Origin of the sequence: Amycolatopsis sp. NPDC049159 (assembly GCF_040648295.1) — a bacterium.
Lineage (GTDB): Bacteria > Actinomycetota > Actinomycetes > Mycobacteriales > Pseudonocardiaceae > Amycolatopsis > Amycolatopsis pretoriensis_A.
This window is the reverse complement of the sequence record NZ_JBEZDL010000020.1, coordinates 114,851-127,559: the sequence shown is the minus strand read 5'-3', so window position 1 is coordinate 127,559 and position 12,709 is coordinate 114,851. Positions and strand designations below refer to the sequence as shown.

Annotated in this window: 11 protein-coding genes and 2 pseudogenes; 3 read left to right on the top strand and 10 right to left on the bottom strand. The window is 71.7% G+C overall.

Annotated elements, in window-relative coordinates; all coding sequences use genetic code 11:
* The first annotated feature begins 104 nt into the window (after positions 1-104).
* On the top strand, positions 105-1,268 hold the full coding sequence (locus AB0B33_RS33160) for a cytochrome P450 (RefSeq protein WP_360779265.1): 1,164 nt from the start codon (positions 105-107) through the stop codon (positions 1,266-1,268).
* Positions 1,269-1,274: 6 nt separating this feature from the next.
* Here the strand turns inward: AB0B33_RS33160 and AB0B33_RS33155 are convergent, their stop codons facing one another.
* Positions 1,275-2,063, bottom strand: a complete 789-nt coding sequence (locus tag AB0B33_RS33155; protein ID WP_360779014.1) for a siderophore-interacting protein — start codon at positions 2,061-2,063, stop codon at positions 1,275-1,277.
* Positions 2,060-4,333, bottom strand: coding sequence for an excinuclease ABC subunit UvrA (locus AB0B33_RS33150; RefSeq protein ID WP_360779011.1), 2,274 nt, complete (start codon positions 4,331-4,333; stop codon positions 2,060-2,062). The genes AB0B33_RS33155 and AB0B33_RS33150 overlap by 4 nt, the downstream gene beginning before the upstream one ends.
* 76 nt (positions 4,334-4,409) lie before the next feature.
* Between AB0B33_RS33150 and AB0B33_RS33145 the strand changes: the two genes are divergently transcribed.
* Positions 4,410-5,195: a TetR/AcrR family transcriptional regulator gene (locus tag AB0B33_RS33145; protein ID WP_360779009.1), complete on the top strand. Its 786-nt coding sequence runs from the start codon at positions 4,410-4,412 to the stop codon at positions 5,193-5,195.
* Between the two features lie 524 nt (positions 5,196-5,719).
* A pseudogene (locus tag AB0B33_RS33140) lies at positions 5,720-6,474 on the top strand (IS5 family transposase).
* 90 nt (positions 6,475-6,564) lie between these two features.
* On the opposite strand, the gene AB0B33_RS33135 reads toward AB0B33_RS33140, so the two are convergent.
* From AB0B33_RS33135 to AB0B33_RS33100, 8 genes and pseudogenes are all read right to left on the bottom strand, one after another.
* Positions 6,565-7,788 carry a DUF222 domain-containing protein gene (locus AB0B33_RS33135; protein ID WP_360779005.1) on the bottom strand — a complete coding sequence of 408 codons (1,224 nt, stop codon included), beginning with the start codon at positions 7,786-7,788 and terminating at the stop codon, positions 6,565-6,567.
* A gap of 34 nt (positions 7,789-7,822) precedes the next feature.
* Complete coding sequence (locus AB0B33_RS33130) at positions 7,823-8,578, bottom strand: class I SAM-dependent methyltransferase (protein ID WP_360779264.1); 756 nt, start codon at positions 8,576-8,578, stop codon at positions 7,823-7,825.
* Positions 8,567-8,770 (bottom strand): annotated as a pseudogene (locus tag AB0B33_RS33125) (ferrous iron transport protein A); the annotation flags it as partial. The gene AB0B33_RS33130 and the pseudogene AB0B33_RS33125, both read right to left, overlap by 12 nt.
* Positions 8,767-8,997, bottom strand: coding sequence for a glutaredoxin domain-containing protein (locus AB0B33_RS33120; RefSeq protein ID WP_247014230.1), 231 nt, complete (start codon positions 8,995-8,997; stop codon positions 8,767-8,769). The pseudogene AB0B33_RS33125 and the gene AB0B33_RS33120, both read right to left, overlap by 4 nt.
* Complete coding sequence (locus AB0B33_RS33115) at positions 8,994-11,102, bottom strand: phage holin family protein (RefSeq protein WP_360779002.1); 2,109 nt, start codon at positions 11,100-11,102, stop codon at positions 8,994-8,996. The genes AB0B33_RS33120 and AB0B33_RS33115 overlap by 4 nt, the downstream gene beginning before the upstream one ends.
* Positions 11,099-11,680 (bottom strand): VTT domain-containing protein, encoded by a 582-nt coding sequence (locus tag AB0B33_RS33110; protein ID WP_360778999.1) that lies wholly within the window; start codon positions 11,678-11,680, stop codon positions 11,099-11,101. The genes AB0B33_RS33115 and AB0B33_RS33110 overlap by 4 nt, the downstream gene beginning before the upstream one ends.
* Complete coding sequence (locus AB0B33_RS33105; protein WP_360778997.1) at positions 11,677-12,468, bottom strand: MBL fold metallo-hydrolase; 792 nt, start codon at positions 12,466-12,468, stop codon at positions 11,677-11,679. The genes AB0B33_RS33110 and AB0B33_RS33105 overlap by 4 nt, the downstream gene beginning before the upstream one ends.
* Positions 12,469-12,543: 75 nt before the next feature.
* Positions 12,544-12,708: a hypothetical protein gene (locus AB0B33_RS33100; protein ID WP_247014222.1), complete on the bottom strand. Its 165-nt coding sequence runs from the start codon at positions 12,706-12,708 to the stop codon at positions 12,544-12,546.
* Position 12,709 lies beyond the last annotated feature (1 nt).

Sequence of the window (12,709 nt, the reverse complement as noted above, 5' to 3'; positions counted from 1 at the left end):
GGCGCAGCGGGGAGTGGCGGGGCTGCCGGAAGATGCTTAGCATGGCTATGTAAATTTCCGGCAGCTCCGGGAGGTATCCGGTGGACGGTGTGCCCGCGTTTCCGATGACCCGGCGGTGTCCCTTCGACCCGCCCGCCGAACTGGGCGAGCTGCCACCGGTTTCCCGGGTGCGGCTGTGGAACGGCGAGACGCCGTGGCTGGTCACCCGCTACGACGACGTCCGCTCGGTGCTGCGCGACACGCGGGTCAGCGCCGACTCGGACCGGCCCGGCTATCCGCACCAGAGCGCGGCGTCGGCGGCCCGGCGGCATCGCGCGAAGTCGTTCATCACCATGGACGGCGCCGAGCACGCGGCCCAGCGCAAGCTGCTGACCGGCGACTTCCTGGTCAAGAAGATGGAGGCGCTGCGCCCGGCGATCCAGCGCATCGTCGACGACCTCGTCGACGGGCTGCTGGCCGGCCCGAAGCCGGTCGACCTGGTGCCCGCGTTCGCGCTGCCGGTGCCGTCGCTCGTCATCTGCGAGCTGCTCGGCGTGCCGTACGAGGACCGGGAACTGTTCCAGGACATCACGAAGGTGATGGTCTCGCGGACGGCGACCCCGGCGGAAGCCGTGCAGGCCACCGAAGAACTGCTGGGGTACCTCGGCGGGCTCGTCGAGCGGAAGGCCGCGGCGCCGGGTGACGACGTGCTGAGCAAGCTGGCGACGACGCAGTACGCGACCGGCCGGATGACCGCCGAAGAGGTCGCGTCCATGGGGCAGCTGCTGCTGGTCGCGGGCCACGAGACGACGGCGAACATGATCGCCCTCGGCACCGTCGCGCTGCTGGAACACCCGGACCAGCTGGCGCTGGTGCGCGACGGCGACGCCGGCCTGCTGCGCCGCGCGGTCGAAGAGCTGTTGCGCTACTTGAACATCACGCACACCGGACGCCGCCGCGTCGCGACCGAAGACATCGAAGTCGGCGGCGAGGTCATCCGCGCGGGGGAGGGCATCATCGCGGCGGGCGACGTGGCGAACCGCGACGAAGCGGTGTTCGAGCACGCCGACCGCCTCGACGTGACCCGCGAGGCCCGCCACCACGTCGCCTTCGGCTACGGCGTGCACCAGTGCCTCGGCCAGACGCTGGCGCGGGTGGAGCTGCAGGTGGTCTACGGCACGCTGTACCGCCGCATCCCGGACCTGCGGCTCGCCGTGCCGGTGGCGGACCTGGCGTTCAAGGACGACATGCTCGTGTACGGGGTGCACAGCCTGCCGGTCACCTGGTGACGCGACTCAGCCACCGAGCTTTTCCCGCGCGTCGGCCAGATCCTCCGGGGTCGGGGCGTCGTCCTGGGTCAGCTTGCGCCGCCAGTAACCCGTGAACTCGATCGCGGTCTTGTCGAGGCCGCGCTCGACGAGGTGCCGTCGCAGGGCGCGGACCGTCGACGCCTCGCCGGCCAGCCACGCCGCCGAGCCCGCCGGCAATGCCGTGTCGCGCACCGCTTCCAGCAAGCGGCTGCCGTGCTCGGCGCCGTCCCGGTGCAGCCACCGGACGTGCGGCAGCGGCTGCTCTTCGGCCGCGTCCGCGACTTCCACGAACGCCACCGCGTTGTTCACTTCGGACAGCAGGGTGGCGATCGCGGGCAACGCCGTCTCGTCGCCCGCGAGCAGCACCGTGCCGGCCGCCGGGACCGGACGGCGGTAGGCCGCGTCCGGGCCGTAGCGGCCGAGGACCTGACCCGGTGCCGCCGTCCGGGCCCACGCCGTGGCCGGGCCGTCCGCGCCGGGGTGCAGGACGAATTCGACGTCGATCGTGGCGGGCGCCCGGTCGCGGACCGTGTAGCTGCGCATCACCGGCCGCTCCGCCTCGGGGATCTCGAGGTACGCCTGGTACCAGCGCAGGACGTCGCCGTCGGCCGCGGGCAGCCGGACCGGGCGGCCCGGCGGCGGGAACAGGAGCTTGAGCTGCTGGTCGGGCCACGCTTCCAGCTCTTCGAGGCCGTCCCCGGTGAAGGTGACGCGGACCGTGCGCGGCGTCGGGCAGCGCACCGCGGTCACTTCGAGCAGCCCGGTCGCGGTCACGGCTTCCCCAGGTATTCACGCAGGTGGCGGGCGGTGAGGGTGGACGCGTCCGCGACCAGCTCGGCCGGTGTCCCGGTGAAGACCACGCGCCCGCCGTCGTGGCCGGCGCCCGGGCCGAGGTCGATCAGCCAGTCGGCGTGGGCCATCACGGCCTGGTGGTGCTCGATCACGATCACCGTGTTGCCCGCGTCGACGATCCGGTCCAGCAGCGCGAGCAGCTGGTCGACGTCGGCGAGGTGCAGGCCGGTCGTCGGCTCGTCGAGGATGTACGTCGAGCCCTTTTCGGCCATCCGGATCGCCAGCTTGAGCCGCTGCCGCTCGCCGCCGGAGAGCGTGGTCAGCGGCTGGCCGAGCCGCAGGTAGCCGAGGCCGACGTCGGCGAGGCGGTCGAGCACCGTCCGCGCGGTGCCGGTGGCGAAGAACTCGCGCGCCTCGGCGACGGACATCCCGAAGACCTCGCTGATGTTCTTGCCCCGCAGCTCGTACGTCAGCACCTGCGGCGTGAACCGGCGGCCCTCGCACTCTTCGCACACCGACGCGACGCCGGCCATCATCGCCAGGTCCGTGTAGATCACGCCGAGCCCCTTGCACTTCGGGCAGGCGCCTTCGGAGTTCGCGCTGAACAGGCTCGCCTTGACGCCGTTGGCCTTGGCGAAGGCGGTGCGGATCGGGTCGAGCAGGCCGGTGTAGGTGGCCGGGTTGGAGCGGCGCGACCCGCGGATCGCGGACTGGTCGACCACGACGACGTCGTCGCGGTGGGCCAGCGAGCCGTGGATCAGCGAGCTCTTCCCGGACCCGGCCACGCCGGTCACGACGGTCAGCACGCCGAGCGGGACGTCCACGCTGACGTCACGCAGGTTGTGCAGCTTCGCACCGGTGATCCGCAGGTGGCCCGCCGGCTCGCGCACGTGCTCGCGAAGGGTGACGCGGTGGTCGAGGTGGCGCCCGGTGAGCGTGCCGGACGCGCGCAGGCCGTCGAGGTCACCGGTGTAGCAGAGCCGCCCGCCGTCGGTGCCGGCGCCGGGCCCGAGGTCGACGACGTGGTCGGCGATCCGGATCGTCTCCGGCTTGTGCTCGACGACCAGGATCGTGTTCCCCTTGTCCCGCAGGCAGAGCAGCAGGTTGTTCATCCGCTCGATGTCGTGCGGGTGCAGCCCGACGGTCGGCTCGTCGAAGACGTAGGTGATGTCGGTGAGGCTGGAACCGAGGTGGCGCACCATCTTCACGCGCTGCGCCTCGCCGCCGGAGAGCGTCGCGGACTCGCGGTCGAGCGAGAGGTAGCCGAGGCCGATCTCGACCAGCGAGTCGAGCGTGTCGCGCAGGTTGCCCAGCAGCGGCCGGATCGACGGCGCGTCGAGGTCCCGGACGAAGTCGGCGAGGTCGCTGATCTGCAGGGCGGCGCAGTCGGCGATGTTCTTGCCGTCGATCTTCGCCGAGAGCGCGGCCTGGCTCAGCCGCGCGCCGCCGCACTCGCCGCAGGTCTTGAAGGTGGCGGCCCGTTCGATGAACGCGCGCAGCTTCGGCTGCAGCGACTCGACGTCCTTGTGCAGGTAGAGCCGCCGGACCTTCACCGCGAGACCCTCGTAGGTGACGTTGGTCTTGCCGACCTTCACCTTGCAGGAGTCCTTGTGCAGCAAGGCGTCGAGCTGCTCCGGCGTGAAGTCGCGGAGCTTGGCGTCGGGGTCGTAGAAGCCGGAGGAGAGGTAGGTCTGCACGTACCAGGTGTCCGGGGTGAAGCCCGGCACCTGGATCGCGCCTTCGTTGAGGGAGAGGTCGAAGTCCAGGAGCGCGCCGACGTCGAGGTCGGACACCCGGCCGAGGCCCTCGCAGGCCGGGCACATGCCCTCGGGCAGGTTGAAGCTGAACGCGCCGGACGTGCCGACGTACGGTTCGCCGAGCCGCGAGAAGGCGATCCGCAGCATCGCGTAGGCGTCGGTCGCGGTGCCGACGGTGGAGCGCGAGTTGGCGCCCATCCGCTCCTGGTCGACGACGATGGCCGCACTGAGGTTCTCCAGCAGGTCGACGTCCGGGCGCGACATGTTCGGCATGAACGACTGGAGGAAGGCGCTGTAGGTCTCGTTGATCAGCCGCTGGGACTCGGCCGCGATGGTGCCGAAGACCAGGGACGACTTGCCGGAGCCGGACACGCCGGTGAACACCGTGAGCCGTCGCTTCGGGATGTCCAGGTCGATGCCGGTCAGGTTGTTCTCCCGGGCCCCCCGGACCTCGATCACGTCGTGGGTGTCGGCGGCCCGCCTGGGTGAAGTCATACCGTCCTTCTTGATACTTTAGGCTGTAAAGTGATTCTCGATCGTACATTACTTTAGGGTGTAAGGAGTCGGCAAGGTGGTCGTCTTCGCGGGTCAGGGCGACGCCCGCCGTTCCATGGAGCTGCTGTGGGGACCGCGGGTGGGTGCCCCGCGCACGGGCCCCGGGCCCAAACCGGGCCTGTCCGTCGAGGCGATCGTGTCGGCGGCGATCGAGATCGCCGACGCCGACGGCATGCCGGCCCTGTCGATGCGCGCGGTCGGCGAGCGCCTCGGCCGCACGGCGATGGCGCTGTACACGTATGTGCCGGGCAAGACGGAGCTGGTCGACCTCATGTACGACCGCACACTGGCGGAGCTCCCGTCGTCGTACCCGGCCGACGACGGCTGGCGCCCGGCGGCGGTGTCACTGGCCGACGAGCTGTGGGCGTTGCACCTGAGGCACCCGTGGCTGCTGCAGGTGTCCCCGGCCCGCCCGGTACTGGGCCCGGGCGAGTTCCACGTCCAGGAGACGCTGCTGTCGGTACTGGCATCGACGGGCCTCCCCCTCCCGAGGGTCCGCTGGGTGGTCTCGGCCCTGTTCAACATCGTCCGCGGCTCGGTCCAGGCGGCAGCGGAATCCCGCCAGGCGGCGACCGAGACGGGACAGTCCGAAGAGGACTGGTGGTACGCGCGTTCGGCGCTGCTGGGGGAGTTGGTGCCGGACTTGACGGCGCGGTTCCCGACGGTGGCCCGGTTGGGTGCTTCGGTCTCGGGGGAGCCTTCCGGGGAGCCGTATTTGGAGCGGGAGGCGCGGTTGTCGTTCGAGGCGGGGGTGGAGCTGCTGCTGGACGGCGTCGAGGCGGCGATCGTCCGGGCGCGTTGACGGCTGGTGGTGTTACGCCGAGCCGGCGTGTTCACCGGCTGACGGCTTTGCGGGGGCGGGCCGGAGTTCGGTGAGGATGCGGCTTTGTTGTTCGCGGCCTATGGCGACTTGGCCGGGTGGTCGCCGAGACGGGGAAGGTCTGGCGGGTGGCGTTCACTGCGGAGGTCGGGGCGGGCGGGTGATGCGGAGGGGTGGCTCGGTTGGGTGCCGGACGGAACGTGGTGTGGGTCTGGAGCCGGCGGCGGCCCCTCGGCGGCGGGGCGGTGTTGGGCTCGGAAGCGGAAGCGGCAGGCGTAGGCGCTTGGAGGCCCGGCGGACGGAGGCGGAGGGACGCGCGGGGGCGAGGCGGAGGCGGAAGCAAGCCGTTGAGGAGGCGGAGGGGCGTGTGGGGCGGGGGCGAAGGTGTGGGGGCGTGGGCGGGGAGGTGGGTGCGCGGAGATGTGGATGCGTGAGGCCAAGAGGTCAGTTCCGAATGAATCGGCGTGTCGCCTTTTGCTGGACCGCGGGGCCTTCCAGACCTTCGTATGCGTGACGAGGTTCTGACCGACCAGCTGTGGCAGCGGCTCGAGCCGCTCCTTCCGGTGCATCCACAGCGGTTCCGCTACCCCGGCCGCAAGCGTGCCGACGACCGCGCCGCACTCGAAGGCATCCTGTACGTCATCCGCACCGGCATCGGCTGAAACCGCCCGCCAACAGCCCTGTTCGGCGCCTCCGGAGCCACCTGCTGGCGGCGGCTGACCGAATGGCACGAGGCCGGCGTCTGCAGCAACTGCACGAACGCCTGCTCGCCGAACTGCGTGCCGCTGGTCTGCTGGACCTGTCGGCCGTGCTGGTCGACTCGACACATCTGCGCGCCCTCAAAGGGGGGATCACACCGGGCCCAGCCCGGTCGACCGCCGCAAAGCCGGCTCCGAGCACCACCTGATCACCGACGCCCACGGCACCCCGCCCGCCGTGACGCTGACCGGCGGCCATCGCAACGGCGTCACCCAGCTCATCCCGCCGCTCGACGCCATCCCACCGATCCGCGGCGTAGTCGGCGAACCACGACGCCGGCCGCGACGGCTCTACGCCGACCGCCGGTACGACCATCGCCCGCCGTGGCGTCGAGCACGGCTCCGGCCTGGGCAAAGTGCGCTGGCCGGTGGAACGCGCCGTCGCCTGGCTCAAGAACTTCCGCCGCCTGCGCATCCGAACCGAACGACGCGCCGACGTCCACCAAATCATCCTCAGCCTGGCCTGCTCCGCGATCTACCGCCGCAAGCTCATTCTGAACTGACTTCGAAGGCGGAGGAGGCGTGGGAGCAGGCGGAGACGTGGGGGTAGGCCCGTAGCCAATGGCTGCGGGCCTTTCCCGTGTCCGGTTGTGTCAGGCTGCGAAGGGCAGTGGCTGGTGCAGGTTGTTGCGCCTGGGTTTTCGGTGTTTGTCCAGGAAGCGTGGAGGTAGGAATTCGGGGTGGCCGTCGGTCGCGAGGCGGACCTGCCAGCCCGAGCGGTGCATCAGGCGGTGGTGGTGGGCGCAGAGCAGGACCAGGTTGGCCAGGTCCGTGGGGCCGCCGTCGGCCCAGTGGCGGATGTGGTGGCCTTGGCAGTGCCGGGGTGGGCGGTGGCAGCCGGGGAAGGCGCAGCCTCGGTCACGTAAGAACAGGGCCCGGCGGAGGCCGGGTGAGATCAGGCGGCGGGCTCTCCCCAAGTCCAGGGGTTCGCTGCTGGCGCCGAGGACGGTGGGGATCAGCTTGCAGTCGCAGGCGTGGATCCGGGCCTCGACGGCCGAGATCAGGCCGGTGTCGCCCAGGGTCGCCGAGCCGAGGCCGGATTGCAGGTCCGACAGGGAGACGGCGACTAGGACGTGGGCGCGTTCACCGGCCTGGGTCGGGAGCTCTGGGGAGTTGAGCGCGAGGTCGATCGCGTCGGAGAAGGCGTCGCCGTAGCGTTCCTGTGGGGAACGGAAGTCTCCGCCGTCGTCGGAAGTGCGGCGTTCGGCCAAGGCATCGAGTAGGGCGCTGGCTCGGGTGCCCATCTCGTCGTCGAACCGGCCGGTGAGTTCCCAGGTTCCGGTGCGCCTGCGGCGTAACGAGAGTTCGCGGGTGGGGGTGGCGGGCTCGACATCGACCGGCTCGGCGCCGTCGGGGTCGAGGTGGGCCAGGATCCGGGTGCCGAGGGCGGCGACTTGTTTGTGGCCTGCGTCGGCGGCGAAGGCGAGCAGGTCCTGTTCGGCGGAGTCGCGGTGTTCGAGGGGGATGGGGGTGAGGGCGGTGATGATGGTGTCGATCATCGGCGTGCTCAGGGCACCCGTCAAAGCGGCGACGCCGGTGGCGGGAGCGACAACGGGCAGCGAGTCAAGGGTGTGCGCAGAGGTAAGGGAGAGGGCTCGGGTGACGGTGCGCTGGGCAGCCGTATGGGGAATGTCGGCGAGGTGCTCAAGTAACCGGGCAACCGAGCGGTACCCGAACAGTTCCATAACCCCGCGGGATTCGATTTCCACCAGCAGAGTTCCGATTTCCGCCTCGGCAGACCGCACAACGGTGAGCAGCCCGCGGAGACGGTCGGCCAAAGCCTCCGCGTCCGTCTGCCACAACGCTTCTCTGTCCACGCACCAAGATTACCGGCGTTCGAACGTCCGTTCATCACTCGATCAGGTGGGCTTCGATCAAGAACCGGGTCGTGTGCGCCACGAACGGGCCGTCCCGCTCGATCAGCTCGTGCAGCTCCCGCAGTTTCGGCAGGTACTGCTCCACCGTGAAGCCCGGCACCATCCAGATCACCTTGCGCAGGAAGTAAACCACCGCGCCGATGTCGAAGAACTCCGTGCGCAGGGACTCCGAGCGCAGGTCGGTCACCTCCAGGCCCGCCGCCGTCGCTGCCGCGGTCGCGTGGTCCGGGTGGCGGCTGGTGCGGGCCTCGAGCGGTTGCGGGCCCAGGAAGAACTCCACCAGCTCGAACACGCTCGCCGGGCCGACCTGCTGGGAAAAGTACGTGCCGCCCGGGCGGAGGACGCGGGCGATCTCCGGCCACGGCGTCGTCACCGGGTGGCGGCTCGACACCAGGTCGAACACGTTGTCGGCGAACGGAAAGTCCGATGTGGACACCACCGTGACCCCGCGGGGTGCGAGCCGGGCCGAGGCTCGGGTGACGTTCGGGGGCCACGACTCGGTCGCGATCGTCAGCGGTGGCAGCGAAGGGCAGCCGTCGAGGACTTCGCCGCCGCCGGTTTCGAGGTCCAGGGCCGATCGGACCGCCGCGAGACGCGAGCCCAGCAGGCGCTGGTAGCCCCACGACGGGCGGGCCTCGGTGGCGCGGCCGTCGAGCCACGAGAAGTCCCAGCCGTCGACCGGCACCGCGGCGGCTTCGGCCACCAGTTCGTCGAAGCGCGAGCGCCGCACCGGGGGCGGTGGGACGGGTTTCGCGAGGGTGACCGCGGCGAACTCCACCACGACCGGACCGCGGCGGGTGTCCACAGTGCACGTCGTGGAGTCGCGCGCCACCAGCTCGCCGAGTGCGTCGGTGAGCCCGCCCTCGATCCGGTAGCGCACCACGACCCGCGTGCCCAGCGGCACTTCCCGCAGCAGCTTCACAGGCGCGCGCTCAGCTCGTCGTCGGACGGCTCGACCAGGAAGCTGCCGTCGTCCCAGACGATCGTGGGGATCCGGCGCGCGCCGTCCTGCAGCTCGCGGACGCGGGCTTCGGCGGCCGCGTCGGCCTCGACGTCCACATAGGAATACTCGACGCCGAGCCCGTCGAGCAGCGCGCGGCTGCGCTTGACGTCCGGGCACCAGGAAGCGCCGTACACCGTCAGACTCACGAAACGACCTCCGAAACAGCGGTGGGAACGGGGGCGGGGTGACCCAGGTCCGTGAGCCACCCCCGGAACACCCGGTGCAGGGCCTCGGCCCCGACGACCGCACCGGGAAAACCGAGCTCGCGCGGGTACACGACGAAGCCGCGTTGCTGCGGTCCGCCGAGCCCGCCGTGCGAGCCCACGTGCGTCTCGAACGGGGACGCCTGGTCCGAGTCCGGGTCGTAGCGGCTGTTGATCATGACGTCCGCGCAGTGCGGGAACGTGTCGACGCGCCGGACCAGGTCCGCCGCGTGCGGGCCGTACGGCAGCAGCGGGTCCTCGCCGATCACGACGCCCGTCGCGAGCCGGTGCAGGCCGTCGCGGCCCAGCACCACCGGGCCGAATTCGCGGCTGCGCACCAGCAGGAACCCGACGCCGGGGTGGTCCACCAGCGAGGGCAGCAGGTCGGGGAACTCGCGCTCGATCGTCTCCAGCTCGACGCGGCCCTCGTGCTCGGTGAACGACACCATCGCCACGTGCCCGGACACGACCGCGACCACGCCCGGCGCGACCCGGGTGACCGCGCCGGGGGAACCGGACGTCGTGCGCGGCCGGTCGTCGGCGCACTCCGCGTCCTCGACGCGGGCCCGCAGCCGGCGCGCGATCAGGCCGCCGCTCTTCGTCGCCTCCGCCAGCGCGGCGTTGATCTGCCAGCTCTCGGCCTGGCGTCGTTTGCCGGCGAGAGCGGACGGCGAACCGCCGCACAGCCGTCCGACGTACGCCTCGATCGTCTCACCGAACCGCTGTGAGAACGCCTGGCCCTGGGTCTGGCCGTGGTCCGACAGCGCGACGACGTGGTAGCGGCGCGGGGCGAGCCGCGAAGCCCGGTGCAGCCGCGCGATCTGCTGGTCGATCGAGCGCAGCACGGAAAGGGTGTCGAAGCGCTCGATGCCGGAGTGGTGGGCGACCTCGTCGTAGCCGAGGAAGTCCGCGTACACCACCGGCCGCCCGGCGAGCATGTCGCCGAGGATCGCCGACACGACGACGTCGCGCGCGATCACCGTCGTGCCCGGGCGGGCCAGCGGGTACCAGCCGCCGCGCGGGACCCGCGGCACGACGCCGGCGCGGCGCTGGCGGACCGCGGCGGTGATCTCGCGGAAGACGTCGGCCAAGGCGACGACGAACGTGCGCAACGCGTTGACCGGGTTCGCGAAGTAGGCGTAGTAGCCCGCGCCGAACCGGTCGCGGTGGCGGCGCAGCAGCTTCTTCGGCACCAGCACCGGGATCGAGCTCATGGTGAGGCTGACGTGGTCGGCGTCGCCGGAGAACAGGTTGCCGCGGCTCGCGCCGTCGCCGGACAGCAGGCCCCGGCCGTCGGAGTGGCGCCGCTCGATCTCGGCCGCGTCGGTCGGGTGCGCGCACGCCATCACGTGGTCGCGGTCCTTTTCGTACCAGCGGAAGCCGAGGATGTCGTGGTTGGAGCCGTGCAGGATGCCGCAGACGCTCGCGCCGGTCTGGGAGCTCCAGTCGGTGTGCCACGGAGTCAGCGCGTGGCTGCCCTCGGCGAGCCACGCGGCGAACGTCGGCATGTCGCCGTCGCGGATCGCGCGGCGGACGGTGTCGAACCCGAGGCCGTCGATCTGCAGGAACACCACGCCCGGCGGCTGGTCGGCGTCGCCGGGCGCGGCGGCGTGGCGACGGCGGCGGCGGTTCGCGCGGCGGAAGAAGATCTCGTCCTCGTCGATCGCGAGGAGGCTGGAGATCACGGCCCCGACGCCGGCCATCGCCACCGTGACGATGACCGCCGTCCGGAAGTCGTCGATCTCGACGCCGGGCACGGTCTTGAACACGGCCAGCGTGCCCGCGCCGAGCAGCAGGAACCCGAAGAGGCCGAAGGTGAAGAACGCCAGCGGGTAGGCGATCCGCATGACGAGCGGCCAGCCGACGCCGGCGAGCAGGCCGAGCAGCAGCGCGCAGACCGTCGGCTGCCACCAGTGCGTCATGCGGAAGCCGGGCAGGAGGACGTCGAGCAGCCGCAGCGCGCCGGTCACGGCGGCCCAGACCAGCAGGATCCGGGCGACGGCGCGGCCGCCGCGCAGCAGCCTGCCCTTCGGCGCGGTCGTCGTCACACTCGCTCCTTGGTCTTGCGCCGCCACCGGGAGATCAGGTTCAGCGCCACGGTGACCAGCAGGACCAGCACCGTCGCCAGCAGGGTCGCGACGAGGGGGGAGTCGAAGATGCCGCCGCTGAGGATGCCGAGCAGGCTGTACGCGGTCGCCCAGAGCACGCACGCGACGAGCGCGGCCGGCAGCAGGCGCCGCCACGGGTAGCTCAACGCGGCCGCCGCGAGCAGCACCGGGATCCGGCCGGCCGGGACGAGCCTGCCGATCACGATCAGCTGCCAGCCGCGGCGGGTGAACTGGTCGCGGGCCTTCTCCAGCCGTTCGGCGGGCTGGCGGCGGCTGATCCAGCGGAACGCGGCTTCGCTGCCCAGGCGCGGGATCCCGAACGTCACGACGTCCCCGAGGTAGGCGCCGAGCACGGACAGGACGATCACCAGCGGCAGCGAGAGGTGGTCGGTGGTGGTGGCGACGGCGGCCGCGGCGCCGACCACGGCCCCGGTGGGCACGATCGGGATGATCGAGCCGAGCAGCACACCGCCGAACACGGCCGGGTAGCCGAGCGCGGCCGGGTCGGTCCAGTTCACGTGCGGTCCTCACGCGCGGGGAGCGCGACTTCGGCGCCCGGTTCGGTGAACAGGACCTCGGTGGCGATGCCGTGCTTGCGCACTTCGGCGGCGAACACCCGCGGCGGGTCGGCGAGCAGCCGGCGCATCCGGGCGGTCCGCCGCAGGCCGGGCACGGCGAGGGTGCCCCAGTGCACGGGCACGGCGGCGCGGGCCCGCACGCGTTCGGCGGCCTTCGCGGCGCGGGCCGGGTCGAGGTGGCCGGGTCCGAGGTTCGGCCCCCAGCCCCAGACGGGCAGCAGAGCGACCTCGACCGGGCCGAAGCCCGCCATGCCGTCGAAGAGGTCGGTGTCGCCGGCGTTGTAGACCGTCGTCTCCGCGGTCTTGATCAGGTGCCCGACGGCGGGGCTCTGCGGCCCGTGGGTGAGCCGCGGCCCCCACCGGTGCCCGGAGTGGACGGCTTCGGTGGCGGTTACGGTCAGCCCGCCTTCGGTCAGGGTCTCGCCGGGCGCGATCTCTTCGACGTGGTCGAAGCCCTTCTTGGTGAGCCAGGCCCCGGCCCCGCGCGGGGCGACGATCCGGGTGCCACGGCCGAGCAGCTTGAGGGAGGGCGGGTGGAGGTGGTCGCCGTGCAGGTGGGAGAGCAGCACGAGGTCGACGTCCGCGTAGGTCTCCGGTGGCGGCGGCGGGACGACCCGGGTGAGCCCGCCGACGCGGGCGGTGAGCACGGGATCGGTCAGCACGACCCGGCCGCCGAGTTCCAGCCGGACGGTCGAATGGCCGAGGAATCGCAGGTTGAAGCCGCTCACGGTGTCGAGTATCGCCTTCGGGTGGCGCGGACGCCCGGCGGAGTGGCGCGAACAACGCTGCCCGGTGACGGCTCGCTAGCGCCGGGCGAGCTGACGGCGCTTGGCCCACCGCAGGCGGAGGCGCCGGCGCGCTCGGCGCCACCTCGCGCGGAGGTCCGTGCGCAGCGCCTGTTCGGCTTCGCGGTGCATGCCGATCTCGTGCAGCAGCTCGGCGACGCGGACCTGCTTGTCGGTCGGCACG

Excerpts from the sequence above, each read along its gene's own strand:
- AB0B33_RS33160 (WP_360779265.1), top strand. The coding sequence starts at position 105 with ATGACCCGGCGGTGTCCCTTCGACCCGCCCGCCGAACTGGGCGAGCTG.
- AB0B33_RS33150 (WP_360779011.1), bottom strand. The coding sequence starts at position 4,333 with ATGACTTCACCCAGGCGGGCCGCCGACACCCACGACGTGATCGAGGTC.